At 46.7% G+C, this 23,984-nt stretch carries 23 protein-coding genes; all 23 read left to right on the plus strand.

All coding sequences use genetic code 11. The features are described from left to right. The first annotated feature begins 2 nt into the window (after positions 1 to 2). The gene (locus tag Q4T40_21625) at positions 3 to 641 is read left to right on the plus strand and encodes an acetyltransferase (protein ID MDT8903839.1); all 639 of its coding nucleotides are present in this window, start codon (positions 3 to 5) and stop codon (positions 639 to 641) included. Then, complete coding sequence (locus Q4T40_21630; GenBank protein MDT8903840.1) at positions 638 to 1,687, plus strand: nucleotidyltransferase family protein; 1,050 nt, start codon at positions 638 to 640, stop codon at positions 1,685 to 1,687. The genes Q4T40_21625 and Q4T40_21630 overlap by 4 nt, the downstream gene beginning before the upstream one ends. Continuing rightward, positions 1,684 to 2,598 (plus strand): hypothetical protein, encoded by a 915-nt coding sequence (locus Q4T40_21635; GenBank protein MDT8903841.1) that lies wholly within the window; start codon positions 1,684 to 1,686, stop codon positions 2,596 to 2,598. Before Q4T40_21630 ends, Q4T40_21635 begins: the two co-directional genes overlap by 4 nt. After that, entirely contained in the window at positions 2,591 to 3,292 is a 702-nt protein-coding gene (locus Q4T40_21640; protein ID MDT8903842.1) for an acylneuraminate cytidylyltransferase family protein, read from the plus strand. Before Q4T40_21635 ends, Q4T40_21640 begins: the two co-directional genes overlap by 8 nt. Further along, complete coding sequence (locus tag Q4T40_21645; protein MDT8903843.1) at positions 3,289 to 4,116, plus strand: SDR family oxidoreductase; 828 nt, start codon at positions 3,289 to 3,291, stop codon at positions 4,114 to 4,116. Before Q4T40_21640 ends, Q4T40_21645 begins: the two co-directional genes overlap by 4 nt. An 81-nt stretch (positions 4,117 to 4,197) precedes the next feature. After that, complete coding sequence (locus tag Q4T40_21650; protein MDT8903844.1) at positions 4,198 to 5,319, plus strand: acyltransferase family protein; 1,122 nt, start codon at positions 4,198 to 4,200, stop codon at positions 5,317 to 5,319. A 15-nt stretch (positions 5,320 to 5,334) separates the two neighbouring features. After that, positions 5,335 to 6,648, plus strand: coding sequence for an N-acetyl sugar amidotransferase (locus Q4T40_21655; GenBank protein ID MDT8903845.1), 1,314 nt, complete (start codon positions 5,335 to 5,337; stop codon positions 6,646 to 6,648). Positions 6,649 to 6,664: 16 nt separating this feature from the next. Further along, the gene (locus tag Q4T40_21660) at positions 6,665 to 7,441 is read left to right on the plus strand and encodes an imidazole glycerol phosphate synthase cyclase subunit (GenBank protein ID MDT8903846.1); all 777 of its coding nucleotides are present in this window, start codon (positions 6,665 to 6,667) and stop codon (positions 7,439 to 7,441) included. Further along, positions 7,429 to 8,079 (plus strand): imidazole glycerol phosphate synthase subunit HisH, encoded by a 651-nt coding sequence (gene hisH, locus Q4T40_21665; GenBank protein ID MDT8903847.1) that lies wholly within the window; start codon positions 7,429 to 7,431, stop codon positions 8,077 to 8,079. Before Q4T40_21660 ends, hisH (Q4T40_21665) begins: the two co-directional genes overlap by 13 nt. A gap of 9 nt (positions 8,080 to 8,088) precedes the next feature. Next, on the plus strand, positions 8,089 to 9,063 hold the full coding sequence (locus Q4T40_21670) for a Gfo/Idh/MocA family oxidoreductase (protein ID MDT8903848.1): 975 nt from the start codon (positions 8,089 to 8,091) through the stop codon (positions 9,061 to 9,063). A 12-nt stretch (positions 9,064 to 9,075) separates the two neighbouring features. Continuing rightward, positions 9,076 to 10,038 carry a Gfo/Idh/MocA family oxidoreductase gene (locus Q4T40_21675; GenBank protein ID MDT8903849.1) on the plus strand — a complete coding sequence of 321 codons (963 nt, stop codon included), beginning with the start codon at positions 9,076 to 9,078 and terminating at the stop codon, positions 10,036 to 10,038. Between the two features lie 888 nt (positions 10,039 to 10,926). Beyond that, the gene (locus tag Q4T40_21680) at positions 10,927 to 12,234 is read left to right on the plus strand and encodes an ABC transporter ATP-binding protein (protein ID MDT8903850.1); all 1,308 of its coding nucleotides are present in this window, start codon (positions 10,927 to 10,929) and stop codon (positions 12,232 to 12,234) included. A gap of 11 nt (positions 12,235 to 12,245) precedes the next feature. Then, complete coding sequence (locus tag Q4T40_21685; GenBank protein ID MDT8903851.1) at positions 12,246 to 12,953, plus strand: hypothetical protein; 708 nt, start codon at positions 12,246 to 12,248, stop codon at positions 12,951 to 12,953. Further along, complete coding sequence (locus tag Q4T40_21690; GenBank protein ID MDT8903852.1) at positions 12,937 to 14,325, plus strand: hypothetical protein; 1,389 nt, start codon at positions 12,937 to 12,939, stop codon at positions 14,323 to 14,325. The genes Q4T40_21685 and Q4T40_21690 overlap by 17 nt, the downstream gene beginning before the upstream one ends. Before the next feature lie 27 nt (positions 14,326 to 14,352). Beyond that, positions 14,353 to 15,657, plus strand: coding sequence for a class I SAM-dependent methyltransferase (locus tag Q4T40_21695; GenBank protein MDT8903853.1), 1,305 nt, complete (start codon positions 14,353 to 14,355; stop codon positions 15,655 to 15,657). Beyond that, positions 15,654 to 16,598, plus strand: a complete 945-nt coding sequence (locus Q4T40_21700; GenBank protein ID MDT8903854.1) for a GDP-mannose 4,6-dehydratase — start codon at positions 15,654 to 15,656, stop codon at positions 16,596 to 16,598. The genes Q4T40_21695 and Q4T40_21700 overlap by 4 nt, the downstream gene beginning before the upstream one ends. Next, on the plus strand, positions 16,595 to 17,593 hold the full coding sequence (locus Q4T40_21705) for a glycosyltransferase family A protein (GenBank protein ID MDT8903855.1): 999 nt from the start codon (positions 16,595 to 16,597) through the stop codon (positions 17,591 to 17,593). The genes Q4T40_21700 and Q4T40_21705 overlap by 4 nt, the downstream gene beginning before the upstream one ends. 24 nt (positions 17,594 to 17,617) lie before the next feature. Beyond that, positions 17,618 to 18,673, plus strand: a complete 1,056-nt coding sequence (locus tag Q4T40_21710; protein MDT8903856.1) for a class I SAM-dependent methyltransferase — start codon at positions 17,618 to 17,620, stop codon at positions 18,671 to 18,673. Between the two features lie 27 nt (positions 18,674 to 18,700). After that, positions 18,701 to 19,792 carry a GDP-mannose 4,6-dehydratase gene (gene gmd / locus Q4T40_21715; GenBank protein ID MDT8903857.1) on the plus strand — a complete coding sequence of 364 codons (1,092 nt, stop codon included), beginning with the start codon at positions 18,701 to 18,703 and terminating at the stop codon, positions 19,790 to 19,792. Between the two features lie 61 nt (positions 19,793 to 19,853). Next, entirely contained in the window at positions 19,854 to 21,395 is a 1,542-nt protein-coding gene (locus Q4T40_21720; GenBank protein MDT8903858.1) for a hypothetical protein, read from the plus strand. A gap of 40 nt (positions 21,396 to 21,435) precedes the next feature. Next, positions 21,436 to 22,053 (plus strand): imidazole glycerol phosphate synthase subunit HisH, encoded by a 618-nt coding sequence (gene hisH, locus Q4T40_21725; protein ID MDT8903859.1) that lies wholly within the window; start codon positions 21,436 to 21,438, stop codon positions 22,051 to 22,053. A gap of 1 nt (position 22,054) precedes the next feature. Continuing rightward, complete coding sequence (locus Q4T40_21730) at positions 22,055 to 22,816, plus strand: AglZ/HisF2 family acetamidino modification protein (protein ID MDT8903860.1); 762 nt, start codon at positions 22,055 to 22,057, stop codon at positions 22,814 to 22,816. A gap of 26 nt (positions 22,817 to 22,842) precedes the next feature. Then, positions 22,843 to 23,970 carry an N-acetyl sugar amidotransferase gene (locus Q4T40_21735; GenBank protein MDT8903861.1) on the plus strand — a complete coding sequence of 376 codons (1,128 nt, stop codon included), beginning with the start codon at positions 22,843 to 22,845 and terminating at the stop codon, positions 23,968 to 23,970. Positions 23,971 to 23,984 lie beyond the last annotated feature (14 nt).

Raw genomic sequence — 23,984 nt, forward strand, 5'->3', positions numbered from 1 at the left:
GTATGAAGCTACCGGTGATCGTCATAGGCGCGGGTGGGCATGCCAGGATATTGATCGACGCTCTTGTGCTAACCGGCCGTGAGGTGATAGGGATAGTCGACGCCGACGTCGGGCGTCACGGCGACAAGGTACTAGGCATCCCGGTCATCGGCGACGACGCGGCGGTTTTCGCCCACTCGCCGGCAAACGTGGAACTCGTCAACGGACTTGGATCCATACAATCTACCGAATCGCGGGAGAAAGTCTACAATAAGTTCAAACAAGCCGGTTATAGTTTCTCCGTCGTGATCCACCCGGCGGCAACGGTCGCGCCCGACGTCCGGGTCGGCGAAGGAGTCCAGGTGATGGCAGGCGTGGTCATACAAACCGGCAGCCGTATCGGCAGCAACGCTATAATCAACACAAGGGCGTCCGTAGATCATGATTGCGCCATCGGCAATCACACTCATGTTGCTCCTGGAGCGGTATTGTCCGGCGGGGTACAAGTCGGCGATGATGTACACATAGGTACCGGCGCGATTATCATCCAGGGAATAAAGATCGGCAAAGGCAGCCTAATAGCTGCAGGCGCGGTAATAGTGCAGGATGTGCTTGCAGGAGAAAAAATAATGGGCGTACCCGGAAAGGCGGTGAAAAGGTGAAGGACTGGAAAAGGATCCTTATCAGCCCCACAACAGCAATAATTGATGCTATTGAAATAATCGACGCCGTTGCCACCGGCATCGTTTTGGTAGTTGACGACGACAACCGCTTGCAGGGAACAGTAACCGATGGCGATGTCCGGCGTGCTATCCTGAAAGGCATCCGACTCGATGAACCGATAAACCTGATCATGAACGCCCACCCAACAGTTGCCAGAATCAATGATGACAAGGAAACGATTTTAACCCGCATGAAGCTTAAGGACCTTAAGCAGATTCCCATCCTGGACGATAGCGGTCGCGTCGTCTCAATGGAAATGATCAATGACCTGATCAGGACGGACGAACGGGGAAACTGGGTACTGTTGATGGCTGGCGGCATGGGGAAGAGGCTGAATCCGTTAACCAATGACTGCCCAAAGCCGCTTCTCAAGGTGGGAGACAAGCCGATCCTGGAGACTATAATTCAGAACTTCGTTTATCACGGCTTCATGCGGTTCTATATATCGGTAAACTATAAGGCGGAAATGATCGAGGAATACTTTGGCGATGGGGCGCAGTGGGGCGTAGAGATCCGGTACCTTAGGGAGAAAGAACCCCTCGGCACCGCTGGCGCATTGAGCCTCATCACTGAGCCGCCAGGCGAGCCTCTGTTGGTTATGAATGGCGATCTGTTGACCAAGGTTAACTTTGGCCATCTTCTCGATTTCCACAAACAACACCGAGCCTGTGCCACGATGTGTGTACGGGAGTACAAGCTGCAGGTGCCTTACGGTGTTGTCCAAATGGATAAGCACCGACTGAAGGGGATAATTGAAAAACCGGTCCAACAGTTTTTTGTCAGCGCCGGTGTTTATGTTTTGGACCCAGTTGTATTGAAACATATCCCGAAAAGTACCCTAATAGACATGCCGGCTTTATTTGAACGTTTAATAAGCAAGGAACTTGAAACTGCGGTTTTCCCTGTACGTGAATACTGGCTCGATATCGGGCGTATCGGAGACTTCGAACGGGCCAACGGCGAATTTGCCGAGGTGTTTCGATGAAAGCCTTAGTCATTGGGTATGGATCGATTGGCTCACGGCACGCCAGGCTTCTTCAAAACATGGGCTTTCCCGTTAAGGTTGTTAGCGGAAGGCAGATAGACGATTACAACCCCTATAAGACGATTGCCGAGGCGCTTGCCGACTATGCCCCCGATTATGTCGTTATCACGAACGAGACTGGAAGGCATTACAATTCTCTGGCTGCGCTTGCCGAATGCAGCTATCGGGGGCTGGTTCTGGTGGAAAAGCCTCTCTTCGACCGACAGCGAGACCTCCCTGAAAACGAATTCGAGGGACTGTATGTGGGCTACAATCTTCGCTTCCACCCGGTCATCCAGAAGCTGCGCGATATAGTGGCCGACGAAAAAGTCCTATCGTTCCATGTCTATGTTGGCCAATATCTGCCCGGCTGGCGGCCGAACACCGACTACCGCCACACCTACTCCGCCAGCAAAGCCCTAGGCGGCGGTGTTCTCCGCGACCTAAGCCACGAACTTGACTATACCAACTGGTTATTGGATGGCTGGCGGAGCCTGACTGCGCTTGGCGGTCACTACAGCCACCTGGAGACCGACAGTGACGATATTTTTTCTATCCTGGCGACGACACGCAAATGTCCGGTGGTAACCATCCAATTGAACTATCTCGATCGTCATTACCGGCGGGAAATATTGTTTAACACAGATAAACACACCATCAAGGCGGACTTCATCAACGCCACACTGACTATCGACGACCGATCGGAAAATTATAATATCACCCGCGACTTTACCTATATTGCCCAGCATAAGGCGGTTACCGGCAGGGATGCGGTTTCAACCTGTCCGGCAACGGGCGGCGTCGAAGTGCTAAAAATGATCGAAGCCGCGGAAAAAGCGGTTCAATCAAAAGGGTGGGTTTTTAATGATTAGACTTTGTACCATCTGTGCCAGGGGCGGCTCAAAAGGCGTAAAAAACAAAAATATCCGTTACCTGTTGGGACGGCCGCTGATCGCCCACACAATCCTGCAGGCCAAGGCAACCAACCTCTTCGCCGAGATAGCGGTCAGCAGTGATTCCGACGAGATCCTTGCCATTGCCCGACAATGGGGAGTAGATTACCTTATCAAACGGCCGGACGAATTGGCCACCGATACCGCCGCAAAAATTCCGGTCATTCAGCACTGCGTGGTGGAGACCGAGCGCTTGACCCAAAAGGCATATGACACCATCGTCGACCTTGATGCGACGTCTCCCCTACGGTTACCGGAGGATATAGTCGCTGCCGTCAATTTGCTCGAGAAAAAGAACGTCTCGAATGTGATAACCGGTATGCCGGCGAGACGTTCGCCCTACTTCAACCTGGTCGAGCTGGACGAGTGCGGCGTTGCCCGCCTTGCGAAGAAACTCGACAGATCGGTGACGAGGCGACAGGATGCGCCGAAGTGTTATGACATGAATGCCTCGATATATGTCTGGAAGCGCGGCGCCTTGCTAACCAAAGCCGCGATTTTCAATGACGACACCCAGCTATATGTAATGCCTGAGGAGCGTTCGATAGATATAGATTCGGAGCTTGATTTCGCGTTCGTCGAGTTCTTGGCCCATAAGGGGAGACAGCCATGAATAAACTAGATTTTCCTATGCTTTTCAGCCTCAAAGACAAAAACGCCATTGTGACCGGTGGTCTAGGCATTTTAGGCAAGCGTTTTTGCGCCGGCTTGGCCGCCTATGGAGCCAATGTGGCCGTAGTTGACCTCGACGAAAAACTAGCTTCCGCCTACGCCCGGCAACTCACGGAAGAATATAACGTGAAAACGGTCGGAGTCGGTTGCGACATATCCTCCCCCGCGTCTGTGGCTCAGATGGTGCAAGAGGTAGTTAGTGGCCTCGGAGCGATAACTATCCTTCATAACAATGCCGCTAGCAAGTCGGATAATCTTGAAGCCTTCTTTGCTCCCTTCGAAGATTATAGTTTGGACGAATGGCGAAAGATTATGGCGGTCAATATCGACGGCATGTTTCTTGTAGCCCAGGCAGTAGGCAAACACATGGTGAAGAGCGGCCGAGGTGGCAGCATCATCCAGACTGCTTCGATATACGGAGTCCTCGCTCCCGACAACAGGATCTACGAAGGCTCGCTTTATCTCGGCAAGCAGATAAACACTCCTGCCGTTTATAGCGCATCGAAGGCGGCGGTTATAGGTCTTACCAGGTATTTAGCCACGTATTGGGCCGACAAGGGGATCAGAGTAAATTCGATTACTCCTGGAGGGGTCGAAAGCGGCCAGAATGAAGAATTCAAACGTCGCTATTCAGCCCGGATACCTCTAGGCAGAATGGCCAAGGCCGATGAAATGGTTGGTACACTGTTGTATCTGGCCTCCGACGCATCGAGTTATATTACCGGTCAGAATATCCTTGTTGATGGGGGATTAAGTGCGTGGTAGGCATATCCCAAGATACATATACACAAGATGCTCTGTTGAAAACAATACAACGAGCACTTGTTTTGCTAAGGAGACCTCTGCATGAGCCCAAAATGCAATTTCGTTCTACCTGCTAACTGTTCGGCCGCCTTAGATTTTATCCGTGCCGTTTCCGCCCAGATGGTCTTGGTTGGACACGCCATCAGTTACTTTGGCATATTCAATTTCCTCCAGCCGCCCATCTTGCCTTACATGCAAAATGTCGCAGTATTGCTGTTTTTTCTCTTATCGGGGCTGCTTATATCCTATTCGGTTTTCACTAAACTGGATAACTACCCTGGCTACCGTTTCGCGGAGTATTTTATCGACCGCTTTTCACGGATTTATACGAGTTATCTGCCCTCAATCCTCTTTGTCCTGCTGCTCGACTTCATCTATATCTGTCTCGCCGGCTCGAACTACGGATTCGCAACCGCCTTTAGCGTCCAAACATTTATCGGCAACCTGTTCATGCTCCAGGATTATCCGGTAGGTCGTTATATCTCCCTGCTACACGTCACCTCTTTCGGTTCTGCGAGACCGTTCTGGTCTTTGGCAGTTGAGTGGTGGATATATCTATGGTTTGGTTGGTTTGTTTACAACTACTACAAGAAGGAACAGAATAGGAATAACTGGTATGTGCACTTAATATTCATCTTTTTTTGCATAGTGCCGATCTGGAATATGGTTTTCGGCCGGGGGAACGGGCTTACCTTTGTCTGGCTTATGGGCTCGGGGGTCTGCCTTATTCTGGCCAAAGTGTCGATAACGTCCTTTAGGCCAAAATTGTCTTTTATTCTCTCCGCCGCCTTTTTAACCTTAGCCACAATCAGAGTGGTTAGGACGAAAATTGAATACGACGTTCTATTCGCCGGCCTTCTTGGCTTATTTTTGCTCTTTCTGTTAATCGGATTACACAACAGTACATTCAGTTTTGGCAAAACCTTTGATAGAAGAGTAAGGTTTGTTGCAAACTACTCCTTCACTTTGTATTTGACTCACTACAGTATACTGGATTTTGCACATTATCTGACTAACGGTATATACTCGCCATATCTTATATTTGTTCTATCATTTTTAATCTGTAATTTCGTTGCGGCATTCATAGCATATTTTTCGGAGTTTCGTCACAAATACGTTGCATCTCGATTAAAGCAACTATTGCCTAGGCTAAGTAATACGTAATAATGGAGGAGAAAAATGAACATCTACAAGGCACAATACGATTTGGATTTGAGCAAATTTCAAGATTCAGAGGAAAGTCTGGAAACAAAGTATGGCTTACCCGCACAGGTTAAGTTTTGCAAGAAGTGCGTTATTTCTAATCAAAGACCTAACTCAAGTGTAGAGTATAAGCACACAAAAGATTCTACTAAGCAGACGATAAACTTTGACGAAGAGGGTGTCTGTGACGCCTGCCGTCTGGCGGAAAAGAAGAAAAAAACAATCGACTGGACGTTGCGGGAAAAAGAACTGAAGGAGCTGTGCGATAAACACAGGAAAAATGACGGTTCATACGATTGTGTTGTTCCAGGATCTGGTGGAAAGGACAGCTTTTACGCCGCCCATATGCTTAAATACAAATATGGCATGCACCCATTGACAGTCACCTGGGCCCCACATATTTACACCACCTGGGGCTGGCACAACTTCCAGGCATGGATTGGCGCAGGCTTCGACAACTTCCTCTGCACCCCCAACGCTAAAACCCACCGCTTGCTCACCAGACTGGCTGTCGAAAACCTCTTCCATCCTTTCCAAGCATTTATGTTCGGGCAAAAGGCGTTAGCGCCCAAGATGGCTTTGTTGCATAATATCCCCCTGGTGTTTTTCGGCGAAAACGAGGCTGAGTACGGTAATCCAATCTCCGACACGGAAACTGCCAAACGGGACTGGAAGTATTTCACAAGCGAAGACAGGACTCAAATTTATCTGGGCGGCGTTTCCTTGGACTCTCTTGAAAAAGATTTCGGCGTCGACTCAGTCGAGTTCGCCCCCTATATGCCTGCCAATCCCGAGGATATCCAAAAGAAAAAGGTCGAGGTTCATTATCTAGGCTATTATTTAAAATGGCATCCCCAGGAGTGCTACTACTACGCCGTTGAACACGGTGGGTTTCAGGCCTCGCCGGAGAGAACCCCCGGCACATACAGCAAATACAATAGCATCGACGACCGGATCGACGACTTCCACTACTACACCACCCATATAAAGTTCGGCATCGGGCGGGCCACCTACGATGCAGCCCAAGAAATCCGCAACGAGGAAATCACCCGAGAGGAAGGCGTCGCCCTGGTCAAGAAATTCGATGGCGAATTCCCAGAGCGATTTGCCGACGAGATATTTCGCTACCTGAGCATCACCGAGAAAGAATTTCCCATTGCCCACAGGATGTTCGAGCAGCCTATAATGGATAGGGACTACTTCATGGCCCTCGCCGACCAATTCCGCTCGCCACACCTGTGGAAGCGAGAAAATGATACGTGGAAGTTACGCCATACCGTATACGAATAATAATGGAGCCACGACAATGAGAAACGTTAGACTTATTGCGCGCTTGGATGTTAAGGGCCCTAATCTGGTTAAAGGTGTTCAGTTGGAGGGTCTGAGGAAGATAGGCGACCCTAACCTCTTCGCCAAGAAATACTACGACCAGGGCATCGATGAGATAATATACATCGACATCGTCGCCAGTCTGTACGAGCGCAACAGTTTGCTTGACATCGTCCGGCGTACGACCCAGGATGTGTTCGTCCCGCTTACTGTCGGCGGAGGGATTCGTTCTGTCGACAACGTCCGCGACATGCTGCGGGCTGGAGCTGACAAAGTCGCAATCAACACCGCGGCCCTCAAGCGGCCCCAATTAATTTCCGAAATATCCACGAAATTTGGTTCCCAGTGTATGGTTCTCTCCATTGAGGCGAAAAGAGTCGGATCAAACAAATGGGAAGCCTATTACGACAACGGTCGCGAGAAAACAGGCGTCGACGCTGTCGAGTGGGCAAGAAAGGGCTTCGAGCTTGGTGCCGGGGAAATTCTCATAACGTCAGTAGACCAGGAAGGAACAGCCAAGGGTTTCGACATTGAATTAATCAAAGCCGTCTCGGGGGCTGTGCCTATCCCGGTAATCGCCAGTGGTGGCATGGGCTCAACCTCTGACTTGGTCGAAGCCATGAATACAGGCAAGGCAGACGCGGTAGCGATGGCTCATGTTCTTCACTATGGCAAAATGACGGTAATGGACGTTCGTTCAGAGGCCGCTGCGAGTAACATCAATGTTAGGAGATATCATGTATGCCCAGAGTGACTATCATTGATTACGGGATAGGCAACCTCTTGAGTGTACGCCGAGCTTTCGAGTATTGTGGCGCCGAAGTAATCCTCACCGATTCACCCGAGCTTATTGAGAAGGCCGAACACCTGGTTTTGCCAGGCGTCGGCGCCTTTGCGGACGGAATGGCTGGTTTGCGCCAGCGTAGCCTGATTGAGCCGATCAGGAGATACGCCAAGGAAAACCGCCCCTTCATGGGTATTTGCCTGGGTATGCAAATGATGCTCGAAATCGGCGAAGAATACGGCACTCATGAAGGCCTGGGGCTAATTAAGGGTAAAGTCTCCAAAATCCCCGACACTGGAGTCGACGGCATTGCGCATAAAATACCGCATATTGGCTGGAACTCCCTGGCGCCGTCCTCCGACTGGGATGAAACCATCCTGGACGGGATTAATCCCGGGGAGGCGGTATACTTCGTCCACTCATTTACCGCTATGCCGCTGGACGACAATCGACTAGCGGATTGCTATTACAGCGGCCGTGTTATATCTGCCGCAATTCGCTCCGGCAACCTCTACGGTTGTCAGTTTCACCCTGAAAAAAGTGGCCAAATAGGCTTAAAAATAGTAGACAATTTCATCAGAATCCACACAAGCGGATTTAGAAAATAGGAGAAGGTCATGCAGAAAATATATATTATCGGGGCAGGCCAGCTTGGCAGCCGCCACCTGCAAGCCTTAAAACACGTTCGTCTCCCTCTAGCCATCACTGTTATAGATCCCAGCGCCGACTCCTTGGCTGTTGCCCGTGAGCGCTACGACGCATTTGCCACCGGCCAACATATCCATCAGATCGAATACACCCAGCATATACCGCATTCCAGCGAACAGATCGACCTCGCCATAGTGGCGACAAATGCGAACATCAGGAAAGAGGTCGTCACGGAAGCACTGCAAAACAACTGCATCAAGTATATGATCCTGGAAAAGCTACTGTTTCAGAAGTCCGCGGATTTCCGCGAAACCGACCGACTCTTGAGTGAGGTCGGCACAACTGCCTGGGTAAACTGCTCGATGCGCGTCATGCCCTTCTACAGGGCCGCAAAGCAGGAAATCGCTGGCAACAAAATACTATATCAGGTCACCGGCAGCCAATATGGCCTAGTCACCAATGCCATCCATTATCTCGACCACATCGCCTACCTCACCGGCGCCCTCGACTACGAACTCGACACCGCGATGCTCGATTATCCCCCGATACCGAGCAAACGAAAGGGATATCTGGAGCTAAGCGGCAACTTGACCGCTCGTTATGCAGATGGCAGTATGGGAGTTATAACCTGCTATCCTGGGGGAAATGCGCCTGTCCAGGTAGAAATCCTCAGTCAGAATGTCCGGATGATAGTCCGCGAAGCGGAAGGGAAAGCCTGGGTATCGCGCGCAGGCGAAGACTGGCAGTGGACTGAAGCTGACGCTCGTATCCTCTATCAAAGCGAAATGACAGCCGGTCTCGTCGAAGACATCCTTGGCCAAGGTACCTGCAATCTGACTCCTTACCGGGACTCGGTGAAAGTACATCTTAACCTGCTGGAACCGCTGCTGTCATTTCTCAACAACTACACACAAGAAAAATCCGCGCTATATCCTTTTACTTAAGGTGGGCTGATAATGACTGAGCAAATCTTACTGGTCGGAGCCGGGCCGATGGCCGTTGAATATGCGAAAGTGCTACAGGCGATGAAGCGGCCGGTTCTTGTCATCGGCCGGGGGGGGGAGTCGGCCGAAGCTTTCCGGGAGGCGACGGGTATTCCTGTATTCACAGGCGGCCTAGAATCATGGCTCCAACAAGCAACAGACATCCCTGCAACAGCCATCGTATGCGTAGGGGAAAAGTGGCTTGGACAAACAACCCGGCACCTTATCAATCGGGGCGTGCACGACATACTGGTGGAGAAACCCGGCGGTTTCGACGGCCGGGACATCCGTGAAGTTGCTGAGGCGGCGCAAGCGAAGAACGCTAATGTTTACGTGGGCTACAACCGCCGTTTTTACGCCTCTACCCAAAAAGCGGAACAGATAATAAGCGAAGACGGTGGGGTTCTGTCGTTCTCGTTCGAATTTACCGAGTGGGGACACATAATCGCCGGCCTCAAGAAGGAAGACGGCGTGAAGGAAGAATGGTTCTTAGCAAACTCTACCCACGTAATTGACCATGCCTTCTTTTTGGGGGGGAAACCCAAGGAGATATGCTGCTTCACGGCCGGCGGGGTCGAATGGCACAATCGAGCCTCCATCTATGCCGGCGCCGGTATTACCGAAAAGGGCGCCCTGTTCTCCTATCAGGCCAACTGGGAAGCGCCCGGCCGCTGGGCGGTAGAATTATTGACAAAGAAGCACCGCCTGATATTTAAACCGATGGAAAGGTTGCAAATACAAAAAATCGGTAGCGTCGCCACCGAAGAAGTGGTGATCGACGACGAACTTGACAGGAAATTCAAGCCAGGATTGTTTAGGCAGGTGATGCGTTTCTTGTCCGAATATAAGGCAAGCCTACCATCAATTCAAGAGCAATCTTCGATGCTTGATTACTTTGACCAAATTAACCGGGCGAATTCGGGAAGGAGAAAGTAAGTTTGGGTTCTTATTTGAGCGAAAACATAGCAGAGAGCTGGTCGACGATAATTCGTCCCAAGAAGGGCTTACTAGAACTTGGGTTAACAGAAATATGGCAATACCGGGATCTGATTTACCTGCTTGTGAAACGGGACTTTGTCACATATTACAAGCAAACGATACTTGGACCGTTTTGGTTTTTTCTCCAGCCGATGTTCACGAGCGGTGTATTTACCCTGATATTCTCCCGGATAGCCAAAATACCGACCGATGGGGTCCCGCCTTTACTATTCTACCTATCTGGAACGATAATATGGAATTACTTCGCCAGCTGTCTTACCAACACTTCGACTACCTTCAGCGCTAACAGCGCAATCTTTGGTAAGGTCTATTTCCCAAGACTATGCGTTCCGATTTCGATCGTTTTAACTAATCTACTATCATTTATGATACAATTTCTCTTATTCATACTGATATATTTATATTATTATTTGCATGGAGCCTCCATTCACCCTGGTATCTATTTGCTTCTGACGCCTGTCTTGCTTCTCCAAATGGCTATTCTCGGGATGGGGTGCGGGATTCTTATTTCCGCTTTAACGACAAAATATCGGGATCTAACATTTGTACTAGGCTTTGGGATTCAACTATGGATGTATGCTACGCCAATTGTGTATCCATTATCTCAAGTGCCTGAGGCGTGGAAATCGTTATATCTTCTCAACCCAATGGCGGCTGTTATTGAGACTTTTCGTTATGGGTTTATAGGTGCAGGATCACTAGATTTATGGCAAAGCTGTCTGAGTTTCGGCCTGAGTGTGACCATCTTAGCAGTAGGAATACTTCTATTCAACCGGGTCGAGAAGACGTTTATGGATACAATCTAACCAGACAAGGAATGATGATATGAGTGTAGTTATCCGAGCCGAAAATCTATTTAAAAAATATATGTTGGGAAGTATCGGTCATAATCTTCTTTATAGGGATTTACAAAGCTGGTGGGCAAATGTACGAGGCAAAGAAGATCCAAACACAAAAATAACATTTTCGGGGCATAGTGCCGAAAATCGACAAGATAATTTCTTTGCGTTACATGATGTATCATTTGACGTTAACCAGGGAGACATTGTTGGTATTATTGGCCGGAACGGGGCAGGTAAGTCAACGTTGTTAAAGATTTTGAGTCGTGTTACGGCCCCAACTATGGGTGTGGTTAAAATGAGAGGACGGATTGCAAGCTTACTTGAAGTAGGAACAGGCTTTCATCCTGACTTGACTGGTAGGGAGAACATATATCTCAACGGCGCAATTCTTGGAATGTCCCGCTCGGAAATAAAAAAAAAGCTCGATGAGATTGTTAGCTTTGCAGATATGGATAGGTTTTTGGATACGCCAGTGAAGCGATATTCTTCAGGCATGTATGTACGTCTTGCATTTGCAGTCGCCGCTCATCTCGAACCAGAAATATTAGTAGTAGATGAAGTACTCGCCGTTGGCGACGCCGGGTTTCAAGAAAAATGTTTAGGAAAAATGAAAAATGTAGCAAATTCTGGAAGGACAGTACTGTTTGTCAGTCACAATATTCGTGCCATACAAAGTCTTTGTACACGAGGTATTGTCTTGGAGAAGGGAAAAGTGGTGTATGACGGATTAAGTAGTGGCGCCATAAATCACTACGTAAAATCTCTGCACAGAGATCGGTTCGTAACCAGGGAGTTGACTACTAATGCAAGAAGGGAAGGTAGTGGAAGGGTCAGATTTATAGATGTCCAAATAACTGATTCTGAAGGGATTCCCCAAAACATGTTTTGTATGGGCGACACCTTGAGGATTCGTCTCAATTACGAGGTGTTTAACACCATGCGTGGGATCAAGATATTTATTGCTTTTCGGTCAGGCCCTGGTCGCGAGGCCATCACCTCAGTAGAGCACATAATGACGAGAGACATCATCCCTCCTGGAGCAATAGGCTCTGCGACAATAGATATACCAGACATCCAATTGCGAGCAGGCGAATATCCAAGTTACTTCCATATTAGTGAAGCTATTGCTACGCATCCGAATTTTGACGAACTAGACGATGTATTACCACCTATCATCATAGAGTATCGTGACAATTACAACTACCATAACTATAATCCGGCAGAGGCAACGGGTTTTTTCTCCATTCCTTCACAGGTCATTGACCATCAGCTGAAATGCTGCGCACAGTAAGGGGAATAAAAATGATTTTATTTGTCACCGACTCTCTTGGGGGGCCTAGATTTTCTCCAGAGCAATTGTATTTTCAAGATACTTGGGTATATAAAGTGCGCGATCATTTGAAGAATATGGGAGTTGAAACCCATTCTATAGTATGTTACGGTCTAGATTCGCACCAAGTACGTTATGACTTATTGCGGTTTTTGCCGTATTATAAACCAGATTTAATAGTCTACCAAATAGGGATTTGTGACTGTGCGCCCAGAGCAATTAGTACGGCTGAGTTGCGATTAATAAAATATCTGCCTGGAAGAATTCAGTCATTGGTTAGACGGATTATTAGAAGATATTTTAAAAAATTAACAGTTGTTAGAGATATAAGCAATATTGATCTATTCTCGTTCCAGGAAAACATTCGGCATATTTCTAAACAGTTTAATAGTATTTTTATTCCGATTGCTCCGGTATGCGATGGTTATGTCAAAGTAACGCCGCTAATTCGGCAGCGGGCTATTGAATACAACGAAGTCTTAAAGAAGCACAGTCAGTTTTGGCTCGACGAATATGTAAACTCCCCGAAAGAACTCATAGAGAATATGTTCGTTTCCGACCATCACCACCTAAACAATTTTGGACAAGAATACCTGACAAAGCTCATACTGAATAATCCCTATCTTATGGGAAGATTAACAAAAAATGAAGGGTTAAAGGCTTGTGCGTTTGAAAAGTAAAAAAAAACAAAAAGTGTTACTAGTCGTCAACACCGGGTCGTATTTCCCCCTGCTTTTCCGAATAGCCAGATTGCTCAAAAAATCAGGGAAATATGAACCGGTAATATATCTTATGGCTTACCCGACCACCCTGGTTCATCTACGTGAGTGCGAAACCAACGAAATAGCATATCTTCTTGACAATACGGTAAAAGCGATGCTACGCAAGGCAAATGGATACCTGAAGGTTTATCAGTATTTAGTGTCCGTCATAACGAAAAACCAGCTTATTCACTTATTACTAAGAATTCGCTCCGTAAAATCGCTGATAAAAGACCATAACATAGAGTTAGTTGTCCTGGCCGGGGATATTATTGGTCATGATACGGCCGTTTTCATTAAAGCAGGTCATTTATGCGGGATATCCACCGTAATCACTCCGTTTGTGATGGGTAGCAAACTAGAAACCGTGTACTCGGTAATGCACAATCCCGACCACAGCATGGATAACTGGCTTAACCGATTTGTTGGCGCACTATTCCCCAAATGGGTTTATGAACATGAAGGGAGGAGCCTGTTGCGTGTTCCTGCAGGTAGGGTTATCGCCCTAGAGTTGCTTGGTATGGCTCCGAAGCTACCATGGATTATTCATAGTGGACACTCCGACGCAATCGCAGTCGAAAGCGAGGAAATGCGAAGGTACTGTCGTCAGGAAGGGCTTCCAGCCGAAAAACTTGTCCTAACCGGAACTGTCGCCCATGATGATTTGGCAGTTGGACTAAAAGAAAAAGAAATTAGACTCGAGGCGCTGTGTTTTTCACTCGGCTTAAACAACGCAAAACCGCTAATATTGACCGCTTTACCGCCGAACATGATGTACGGTTACTGGCGACCGGACTGTGACTTTGACACCTACGAAGAAATGGTCAAGTTTTGGTTGGCGACGCTTGCCAATCTTAAGGAATACAACGTAATCGTCAGTTTGCACCCGTCGGTAATTATTGATGATATGGAGTATATAGAAAAGTACGGTGTTAAAATAACCCAAGAAAAGATCATTGACCTAATTCCGCTCTGCGATTTCTTTGTAACAGCGGTTTCTTCAACTATACAATGGGCAATTGCCTGTGGCAAACCGGTCGTAAATTATGATGTTTACAAATATCGCTATGCCGACTATCTCAAAGTGCCTGGAGTATTGACCTTCGAAGAAAAAGAAAAATATATTGAGTATACCAACAGACTCGCTTATGACAAAGCTTTTTTTCAACTCTATGCGGCCAAGCAAAGAAGTTGTATGAAAGAATGGGGAAACCTTGACGGGCGGGCCGGGGCAAGATTGCTCGAACTATTTGCGTCGCTCATGGCCAGCAATGGTGCGTTCCGGAAATAATTAGAAAAAAGCGGGCAGGAGGAAGCAATGACCAAACCGATTGAAAGATGCAGAATATGCGGCAACTCTCATCTTATCCCCATTATTAATCTCGGAGAGCAATACTTGACAGGCATCTTCCCGAAAACCAGGGAAAGAAAGATTTCGTCCGGCCCGCTTGAATTGGTAAAATGTATGGATTTAAACGGGCAAGAAGGCTGCGGACTAGTCCAACTACGGCATTCCTATGACTTGGGTGAAATGTACGGTCATGACTACGGCTATCGCTCCGGACTGAACCAGTCGATGGTAAAACACCTTCACAATAAAGTGCAAAAAATACAGCAGGCGGTGACTCTCGAGCCTGGCGATTTAGTAATCGATATCGGCAGCAACGACAGCACCCTGCTGCAGGGATACTCCCCAAACGGCTTAAACCTGCTGGGGATTGATCCTACAGGCGTCAAGTTCAAAGACTATTATCCTGCGCACATCCAACTTATTCCGGACTTCTTTTCGGCCCGGACCCTCAAAGCAAGGGTAGGCGAACAAAAGGCGAAAGTTATCACATCCATTTCAATGTTCTACGATTTGGAATCGCCACTAGACTTCATGCGGGATGTTCACGAGTCCCTAGCCGACAACGGTATATGGGTATTCGAGCAAAGCTACATACCGGCGATGTTGCAGGCGACCGCCTACGACACAATCTGCCACGAACATCTAGAATATTATGCTTTAAAGCAGATAAAATGGATGACCGACAGAGTCGGCCTGAAAATAACCGACATTGAATTCAATGACGTCAACGGTGGCAGCTTTTCAGTATCCGCCGCTAAAGTTGGTGCTCCATACCCGGAAAGCACTTCATTAATCCAAAGAATTCTTTTGGCCGAGGAAAAGATTGGTTTATCCGGTCTCAAAATTTACGACAAATTTCGTGACAGTGTCGAACGCCACCGGCAGCAACTAGTCCATTTCATCGCCAGGGCGAAAAAGGCCGGTAAGACGGTAGCCGGATACGGGGCCTCGACGAAAGGTAACGTCGTTCTGCAGTATTGCGGTCTGTCAACTGAGGATATTCCATATATAGCTGAAGTTAATCGGGATAAGTTCGGTTGCTTTACTCCAGGTACCTTGATACCCATCATCCCAGAAGAAGAGGCTCGCGTCTATAAACCGGATTACTTCCTAGTATTGCCTTGGCACTTCCGGGACAGCATCATTCAACGGGAGCAAGCGTTGCTGGCTTCCGGTGGCAAGCTGTGTTTTCCTCTCCCGCATCTCGAAGTAGTATTTGAGACAATCCGCTCGCGGGAGCCTTTTTCCGGTCCTGAGGCAGAACAAGTATGAAGAGGGCCGTTATCGTTGGCTCCGGTGGGCAGGATGGTACGATATTACATGAGCAATTGAAAAATCGCGGCTACGCTATCATTGGAATAGCCAGAGAAGTGGTAACTACTACCGAGATTGAATATCCGCGCACAGTCATCGATATCGCTGATTTCGGACAAGTGCGTGCGCTGCTCAGGGACTTTCAACCCCACGAAGTATACTATTTGGCTGCTTTCCATCAGTCGTCGCAGGACTCTCAGTTGGACGAAATAGAGCTTTTTCAGAAGAGCTATCGAGTAAATGTAGAGTATCTGGTTCATTTTCTCGAAGCAATCCGCAAACATGCTACTAAAACACGCTTGTTTTATGCCGCGTCGTCGCACGTTTTCGGCGATGGAACCGGTGAATGCCAGGATGAGGAGACACCTCTGAACCCGGTATGTGTTTATGGCATGACCAAGGCTGCCGGCCTGCTCGCTTGCCGATATTACCGCGACAAATACGCCGTATTCGCGACAACCGGCATTCTTTACAACCATGAATCGCGCTACCGGAGCCCCAATTTCGTATCGAAGAAAATCATCAAAAGCGCTGTGGACATAAAAAACGGCCAAACCGAAAAGTTGGTGCTGGGGAATTTAAAGGCCGAAATAGACTGGGGCTTTGCACCCGATTACGCTGAGGCCATGCACAGCTTGCTGGAGATTGATGTAGCGGGAGAGTATATTATCGCCACCGGACAGAAGCATACCGTTCTCGATTTTGTAGTGACGGCATTTTCGTTACTCGGGCTCAACTGGGAGAAATACGTAATCGAAGATGTCGAACTGATCCAAAAACCCAGCTTCCTGCGGATAGGAAATCCGCAAAAACTAACGGCAGCTACCGGCTGGAAACCGAAGACAAGCTTTGAACAGATGATCCAAATTCTATTGAGAGACGAGGGGGCATTGGTTTGAAACTGGATGCGGCCAATAGAGAAACTTGCGATACCCCTTTTTCCTCGATTTTTGAACGTTACTATAGCAGTGAAACATTTCGCGATCGTTATCGCTCAGAGCCAGAGAACGCCGTGGACGTAATTATTCCAGTCATTCACACCAACGAATTGTGGCGCGCCAACCTGCTTTCCATCTACCGGGAAGTACCGGTCAATCGTCTGCTTATCTCCGACGGAGGGTGCATAGACAATTCCATTAACGTGGCGAAAGAATTTCCCCGCGTTATCGTCTTGGATCATCACCAGTACACCTCTTTGGGATATTGTTTGCGTCTGCTGATTGAGGAAGTAGAAACCGAATGGTTTTTGTATTTGCATTCCGATGTTTATCTGCCTGACAACTGGTTCTGTGCCATGAAAAAACATCAAGAAAACTACGACTGGTTTGGTTGTCCTCAGCAGATAACAGTTATGGTTGAGTACAAAAACGTCGACAAGCTAGGAGATGAACCACGGCCTTATGCCGGGAGTCAGATGGGGAAGAGGTCAGCCTTTGTCGAAGGATTAAAAAAAATAGATGACGACTACGTATATCGCCAGGAAGATCTTGTCCTGAAGGAGTTGGTCGAAAAGTCCGGGTTCAGGCATGGGTGGGTCGAGGATACCTATCATTACCACCAAGTGATGCACAAGGACAGCCCGTGGGCACGGAACTTGAAGCGGGTTCAGGTCGAGGTTGAATGGTCCGAAGTGGAAAGAAAAAGACAAGCGGAAACGCAACTGAAGGGATTGGTCAAATATCTTTATCCTTCTCCCAACCTGGTGGCTGAAGCCGAAGCGGTGATTTCCATACTGCTCGACATAGGTGGAACGGATTGGACGGAAATAAGTAAGTGGATCAAAAAAACAAATCCCGTCTGGCTTGAACACATCAAGTATTGGCGTATTCAAATGAAAAGGCTCGTCAGAAGCAAAATAGCGAGACTATACAGAAGTATCCGGAGCTGCAAATAACATGGGAATATGGGTGAGTTGCTGATGGACAATTACGAAGATAGACTGAAATCGGCCTTAATAAATCAGCACAAAAAATGGTTTGACCACAATACGCGATCTTTACGACCAGAGCATGCGCAAGAGATTAATTGTCCAGTCTGTGATTTGGCCGCGCATAAATTATATTTCCAAAAGGATTGGTTCAAATTTGTAAAGTGCTCCGAATGTGGTATGGTTTTTCTGAATCCACGGCTGAACGAAAAGGCAACATACGATTTTTATAATAGCGAATGGACCGCCATCTATAACGAACGAAAGTTCGACGCCGTACCGAGGACAATAAAGCTAGATGACATCATTAACGAAACTAACCTCAACTTACTTGAAAACTTCGCTGACAAAAGAACGGATGGAAACAGAGGCAATCTTCTCGAAATTGGTACAGGCAGTGGGTTTTTTATTCGCAAGGCGGTAGAACATGGTTACAATGCTTATGGGGTCGAACTTAACTATAACAACTGCATGAAAGTAAAAGACTTGCTCGGTGATAACATCATTAACGCCGATCTATATTCAGCCCGGTTTTCCGCGAGGATGTTCGATGTCATTTACATGCGGGACGTATTTGAACATGTACCTGATCCGAAGAGAATGCTGTATGAAATGAACCGGATCGCTAACGACGGCTGTGTAATATACATCGAAGTTCCCAATATCGAAGGCCTGATCTACAAAATCGTTAAAGAAAAGCATGTCTGTGTATTCGGTTTTGAGCATCTGAACTATTGGTCACCGCAATCTCTTGCGCGAATTCTAGGAACCTGCGGGTTTGAAGTCGCAGAAATTAAACACGAATCGTTGGACTTTACTCTCAGCAGACTGCTGGCCCATTTTTGCGAGGCAAGCTTTACAAGCATTGAGCCAGTGCACTATCCCGCAATCGTCAAGCTATTAGCGAGGTTTGTTAGTCTGGGGTTTTCCCTGCCCCTCCTATCGACCATTGATAAGCGGCTTACGCCATTGATAGCCGACTCCATGAGGCGCGGTAGCGTAATAAAAACGATTGCCAGAAAAACTGGGGATATTTTGTTAATATGATGGAAAAAAATACCAAAAGGAGCAACTATGAAAAAAGTAGCATTGATTACCGGGATAACAGGGCAAGATGGGGCATACCTAGCCCAGTTTCTGTTAAATAAAGGCTATATCGTTCACGGACTGCGCCGCAGAAGTTCTTCTTTCAATACCGGAAGAATCGACCATATCTACCGCGATATCCATGAGACGGACGTTAAATTTTTCCTTCACTACGGTGACCTAACCGACGCGACAAATATAATCCGCATAATTCAACAGGTTCAACCTGACGAGATTTACAATCTGGCTGCGCAAAGTCATGTCCATATTTCTTTTGAGACGCCAGAATACACCGCAAATGCCGATGCACTTGGAACATTGCGAATTCTAGAAGCAATACGTATTCTGGGGTTGAACCAGAAATGCAGATTCTATCAGGCATCAACGAGCGAGCTTTTCGGGAAAACCGCCGATTTTGCTCCCCAAAACGAGAAAACCCCCTTTTATCCGCGGAGCCCATATGCTGCTGCGAAGATATATTCATACTGGATTACGGTCAATTATCGCGAAGCATATAAAATCTTTGGATGCAACGGTATACTATTTAACCATGAGTCCCCCAAGCGTGGAGAGACATTTGTCACCCGCAAGATTACCCGGGCCGCCGCCAGAATCAAACTAGGTCTTCAGGAGAATCTTTTCCTCGGGAACCTTAACGCAAGTCGGGATTGGGGTTATGCCGGCGACTACGTTGAAGCAATGTGGATGATGTTACAGCAAGCGGAGCCAGATGACTATGTGATAGCCACAGGCGAAACTCATACAGTACGCGAGTTTGTTGAACTGGCATTTAAAGAAGTCGGGATAAGTATAGTTTGGAAGGGAATTGGTATTGACGAAACGGGGATAGACTCAGAAACCGGCAAAGTGCTAGTAAAAATAGACTCGCGCTATTTTCGACCTACGGAAGTTGATTTCTTGCTCGGTGATCCATCGAAGGCAAACAATTTGCTCGACTGGAAACCCCGAACTGCTTTTTCGGAATTAGTCAAGATGATGGTGACCCATGATCTGCAATCGTCAGAACGAGACATTCTATGTAGGCAGAACGGTTTTCAATATGAACACAGCGGAGTCTAAAAAGATAGCCCAAGTTGGTTTTTGTTCCTTAGAGCATCCAGTAAGTTAACAGGAGATTATTATGAAGCTCGAACAAGATATGTCCCTAATCAATGAATTAGAGAATGAATTTCCTGTTCAACACTGGACGATTGCCGATATTCATATATGGCCGCTAATACGGATACCTTTGAGTTTCACACTCAATGCCCAGGGGAGTGAAGCTAAGCGTTATAAAACCACCGGAGATAAACGAATTCTTAACAAAATTCGACAAATAATATCTTTTGGTTCAGGTGCATTGCGGCAGTTATCGGCTTCACTAAAAGACAACCAGCATAATGATTGTACCGAAAGAGCTGACGTTTTAATAATTTCAGCAACTAAAGACCGATTGCTAAAATTGCCGAATGGCCAATACTATGATATCCATTGTGATTATATTTCGGATGCAATAAAGAAGTTAGGCAAGCGGGTATTGACATATGAAATCGCGCCGCAAAACCACTACTTGCTACCGAGATACAGTATATCCCACTTTTCGCAAGCACAACTTGATTGGATTCGAATAAAAGCCGAAATAGAATTCTTGGCAAACCGGAAGCCTTTGGCTAAGGTTAAGTTACCTAGCTATGATGACTTTCGCCGAGCCCTAGAAGAACGGAACATTTATTTCTCTCTTCCCTCCCCAGAACAACTACTTAAGCAAGTTTTTGTAATTAGCAGGACTGCTGCATACTTTGAAAAAGTAATTAAAAGCAAAAGAATTAGCTTAGCTATGGTTTGTGATTATTGTAGCACTGCCGGCCTAGCAATGAATTTGGCTTGCAGGCGCATGGGAATTATATCCGTCGATATTCAGCACGGCGTGGCTGGAAATCTCCACGGCTCATACAGCCGTTGGACGAAGGTTCCTCTGACAGGCTACGAGTTATTGCCCAAAATTTTCTGGTGCTGGTCTGAAGACGACGTTGCAACGATAAATTCATGGAACAACGGTGTAATGAAATATCATCAGGCAATCGTTGGTGGGAACTCTTGGGAAGAGCTATGGCTCGACCCCAAGAACGAGATAGGTAACTACTATGACAAAATACTGGCAAAAGAGTTTCCGGGTAAGATAAACGAAAAAAGAATTCTTGTTACACTACAAACAGGTGGCCTTATTCCGCCAGTGATTGTACAAACGATAAAAGAGGCCCCTTCATCTTGGCGGTGGTATATCAGGTTCCATCCTTACATGACCCAGGAAGAACGTAATCATATTAACAAGGAATTAGACCGGGAGTGCCGTCAGGCCAATATCGACTTAACAATAAGTAATACTTTGCCTTTGATGGCGTTGCTTCGAAACGTCGACGTCATGATAACGGAATGGTCGGCAACCGTAATTGATGCGAAAATCATGAAAACACCTTCGGTCGTAGTTCACCGCTATGCAGAAGAGTACTTTGCCAGGGAAATAGAACAGGGTTGGGTACGACCGGCCTATAATCCACCTAAAATATTGGCTGCTATTACCGACCAAATTTCGGCAAAAGAGATGCTAAGGTCAAAAGAGTTAATAGTTCCATCGGTGAGTAAAGCACTGGAAGCGGTAAAAATATTGCTTAATATTGGTTAAGGGGCATTCCGACCTTGGGATGCAGTTTGGGAGGACGGAAATGATTGCCGTAATTGATTATTCGGTTGGCAACCCTGGGTCAATTTTGAATATGCTAAGGAAAATCGGCGCGAAGGCGGAGCTGTCAGCAGATGAAAAGGTATTGTCCCGGGCGAACAAGCTTATCTTGCCGGGCGTAGGAGCTTTTGATACAGGCATGGCGAATTTGCGGGTGAAAAACCTCATTCCGCTTCTTGATGAACTAGTCATGAAAAAGGAAATTCCCATACTTGGCATTTGCCTTGGGATGCAGCTCCTAGGAAAAGGTAGTGAAGAAGGGATTGCCGAGGGGCTGGGGTGGCTCAATTTTACATCCGTTCGTTTTAAATTCGTCGAATCCGACAAAAAGCTAAAAGTCCCACACATGGGGTGGAATAACATCTTCGTTCGACGTAGTAGTTTGCTATTAAAAGAGCTCTCTGTTGATTCTAGATATTATTTCGTCCATTCCTATTATGCCCATCCTAACGAGCCACAGATTATTTTAGCCGAAACATCATACGGTATCAATTTCGCATCGGTATTGCAAAAGAACAATATTTTCGGGGTACAGTTCCATCCAGAAAAAAGCCATCGTTTTGGGCTTCAATTGCTAAGAAACTTTGCGGAGTGTTGCTGATATGTTCCGACCTAGAGTAATTCCCTGTCTGTTGCTCATGAATTCGGGGCTGGTAAAAACGATCAAGTTTCAAAACCCCCAGTATGTTGGCGATCCTATCAACGCTGTGAAAATTTTTAACGAAAAATCGGTGGACGAGCTAATACTGCTAGATATCACGGCATCAATGGAAAACCGTAAACCAGCTCTTAATCAATTGTCAAGAATCTGTAGCGAAGCATTTATGCCCCTATGCTACGGTGGAGGAGTTTCCACATTGGAAGACATTAGTTCCATCCTCAGCGTAGGTTTTGAAAAAGTGTCCATCAACAACAAGGCCATATACACTCCGGAATTCATTTCAGCTGCCAGCAGTACCTTCGGCAGCCAAAGTATCGTCGTCTCTATTGACGTTAAGAAGGATTTTTGGGGCAGGTATTCTGTTGCGGGGCAACGGGGGACAAAGGCGCTGAAACTAAATCCGGTATTGTGGGCGCAAGAAGTTGAAAGGCGTGGTGCCGGCGAATTATTCGTCAACTCAGTGGATCGAGACGGCACGGGTATTGGATACGACTATAGCCTAATCAAAATGATTGCCGAAGCTGTTGACATCCCAGTTATAGCATGTGGTGGCGCTGGTAAAGTAAATGATTTCACTAGAGCCATCAAAGAAAGTGGCGCTTCGGCCGTTTCCGCAGGTAGCATGTTTGTCTTTCATGGAAAGCATCGGGCGGTATTAATCACATTCCCTTCAGAAGAGGAACTTAAACAGGCCTTTTTATAGTGTCTTATTTGGAAGGAGCGCGAAATATGGGATATCAACAGTGTGTACGCTGCGTCATGGATACTACGGATCCAGAAATCGTCTTTGACGAAAAAGGACAATGTAATCACTGCAAATCTGCGGAACGGGCAATCGCTAAAGACATCATTGCTGATCCTATCGCAAAACAAAAAGCGTTGCAGACAATCGTAGAAAAAATTAAAAAAGACGGGCAAGGGAAAGAATACGACTGTCTTATTGGTGTAAGTGGAGGTGTCGACAGTACCTATGTAGCATATAAAGTAAAAGAATTAGGTTTGCGTCCGCTTGCCGTTCATGTTGATAATGGGTGGAATTCGGAACTGAGTGTAAGCAATATTGAAAAAGCACTCAAGACGCTTAATATAGATCTTTATACCTATGTATTGGATTGGAATGAGTTTAAATATTTGCAAATGGCCTTTTTACGGGCGTCTGTTCCTGACTTAGAGATACCAACAGACCATGCGATAAATTCGGTTTTACGCTCCATGACAACGAAGCATAATATCAAATATATGATCTTTGGATCTAATATAAACACTGAGTCAATATTACCGCGAAGATGGTCGCACGGTCACCAAGATTGGGGATATATTCAAGCTATAAACAAAAGGTTCGGTGGCAAAGAACTTAAGTCGTTTCCTCACCTATCGTTTTGGAAGAAAATATATTATCGAATCACCAATAGATTAGAAATAATTAACCTGCTGGATTATTTGGATTACTCAAAAAGCGGGGCGATTGAGATCCTGCAAAAGGAGCTTAACTGGCAGTATTACGGCGGGAAACATTATGAATCTGTTTATACTCGTTTTGTACAAGGATATATTCTTCCCAACAAGTTTAATTATGACAAGCGTAAGGCTCATCTTTCCTCCCTAATTGTTTCGGGGGAGATATCACGAGATGAAGCTATACAAGACTTGGAGAAGCCAATTTACCCGCCGGACTTGTTGGAAGAGGATTTGCGGTTCGTTAATAGCAAATTTGGAATTACAGAGACTGAGTTTTACCGACTGATGGAATTGCCCAACAAAGAATTTGAAGACTATCCCTCAGATGAACGAAGCATTAAGTACAAACTTATAAAAAGTATGTATGAATTTTACAAAGGATTTTTTAAAAGAACATAAATTTGCTTGATCAA

The sequence above is a fragment of the Selenomonadales bacterium 4137-cl genome (genome assembly GCA_032334055.1).
Classification (GTDB): Bacteria; Bacillota; Negativicutes; order Sporomusales; family UBA7701; genus Anaeroselena; species Anaeroselena agilis.

Excerpts from the sequence above, each read along its gene's own strand:
- Q4T40_21625 (MDT8903839.1), top strand. The coding sequence starts at position 3 with ATGAAGCTACCGGTGATCGTCATAGGCGCGGGTGGGCATGCCAGGATA.
- Q4T40_21635 (MDT8903841.1), top strand. The coding sequence starts at position 1,684 with ATGAAAGCCTTAGTCATTGGGTATGGATCGATTGGCTCACGGCACGCC.
- Q4T40_21640 (MDT8903842.1), top strand. The coding sequence starts at position 2,591 with ATGATTAGACTTTGTACCATCTGTGCCAGGGGCGGCTCAAAAGGCGTA.
- Q4T40_21645 (MDT8903843.1), top strand. The coding sequence starts at position 3,289 with ATGAATAAACTAGATTTTCCTATGCTTTTCAGCCTCAAAGACAAAAAC.
- Q4T40_21650 (MDT8903844.1), top strand. The coding sequence starts at position 4,198 with ATGAGCCCAAAATGCAATTTCGTTCTACCTGCTAACTGTTCGGCCGCC.
- Q4T40_21655 (MDT8903845.1), top strand. The coding sequence starts at position 5,335 with ATGAACATCTACAAGGCACAATACGATTTGGATTTGAGCAAATTTCAA.
- Q4T40_21660 (MDT8903846.1), top strand. The coding sequence starts at position 6,665 with ATGAGAAACGTTAGACTTATTGCGCGCTTGGATGTTAAGGGCCCTAAT.
- hisH (MDT8903847.1), top strand. The coding sequence starts at position 7,429 with ATGCCCAGAGTGACTATCATTGATTACGGGATAGGCAACCTCTTGAGT.
- Q4T40_21670 (MDT8903848.1), top strand. The coding sequence starts at position 8,089 with ATGCAGAAAATATATATTATCGGGGCAGGCCAGCTTGGCAGCCGCCAC.
- Q4T40_21675 (MDT8903849.1), top strand. The coding sequence starts at position 9,076 with ATGACTGAGCAAATCTTACTGGTCGGAGCCGGGCCGATGGCCGTTGAA.
- Q4T40_21680 (MDT8903850.1), top strand. The coding sequence starts at position 10,927 with ATGAGTGTAGTTATCCGAGCCGAAAATCTATTTAAAAAATATATGTTG.
- Q4T40_21685 (MDT8903851.1), top strand. The coding sequence starts at position 12,246 with ATGATTTTATTTGTCACCGACTCTCTTGGGGGGCCTAGATTTTCTCCA.
- Q4T40_21695 (MDT8903853.1), top strand. The coding sequence starts at position 14,353 with ATGACCAAACCGATTGAAAGATGCAGAATATGCGGCAACTCTCATCTT.
- Q4T40_21700 (MDT8903854.1), top strand. The coding sequence starts at position 15,654 with ATGAAGAGGGCCGTTATCGTTGGCTCCGGTGGGCAGGATGGTACGATA.
- Q4T40_21710 (MDT8903856.1), top strand. The coding sequence starts at position 17,618 with ATGGACAATTACGAAGATAGACTGAAATCGGCCTTAATAAATCAGCAC.
- gmd (MDT8903857.1), top strand. The coding sequence starts at position 18,701 with ATGAAAAAAGTAGCATTGATTACCGGGATAACAGGGCAAGATGGGGCA.
- Q4T40_21720 (MDT8903858.1), top strand. The coding sequence starts at position 19,854 with ATGAAGCTCGAACAAGATATGTCCCTAATCAATGAATTAGAGAATGAA.
- hisH (MDT8903859.1), top strand. The coding sequence starts at position 21,436 with ATGATTGCCGTAATTGATTATTCGGTTGGCAACCCTGGGTCAATTTTG.
- Q4T40_21730 (MDT8903860.1), top strand. The coding sequence starts at position 22,055 with ATGTTCCGACCTAGAGTAATTCCCTGTCTGTTGCTCATGAATTCGGGG.
- Q4T40_21735 (MDT8903861.1), top strand. The coding sequence starts at position 22,843 with ATGGGATATCAACAGTGTGTACGCTGCGTCATGGATACTACGGATCCA.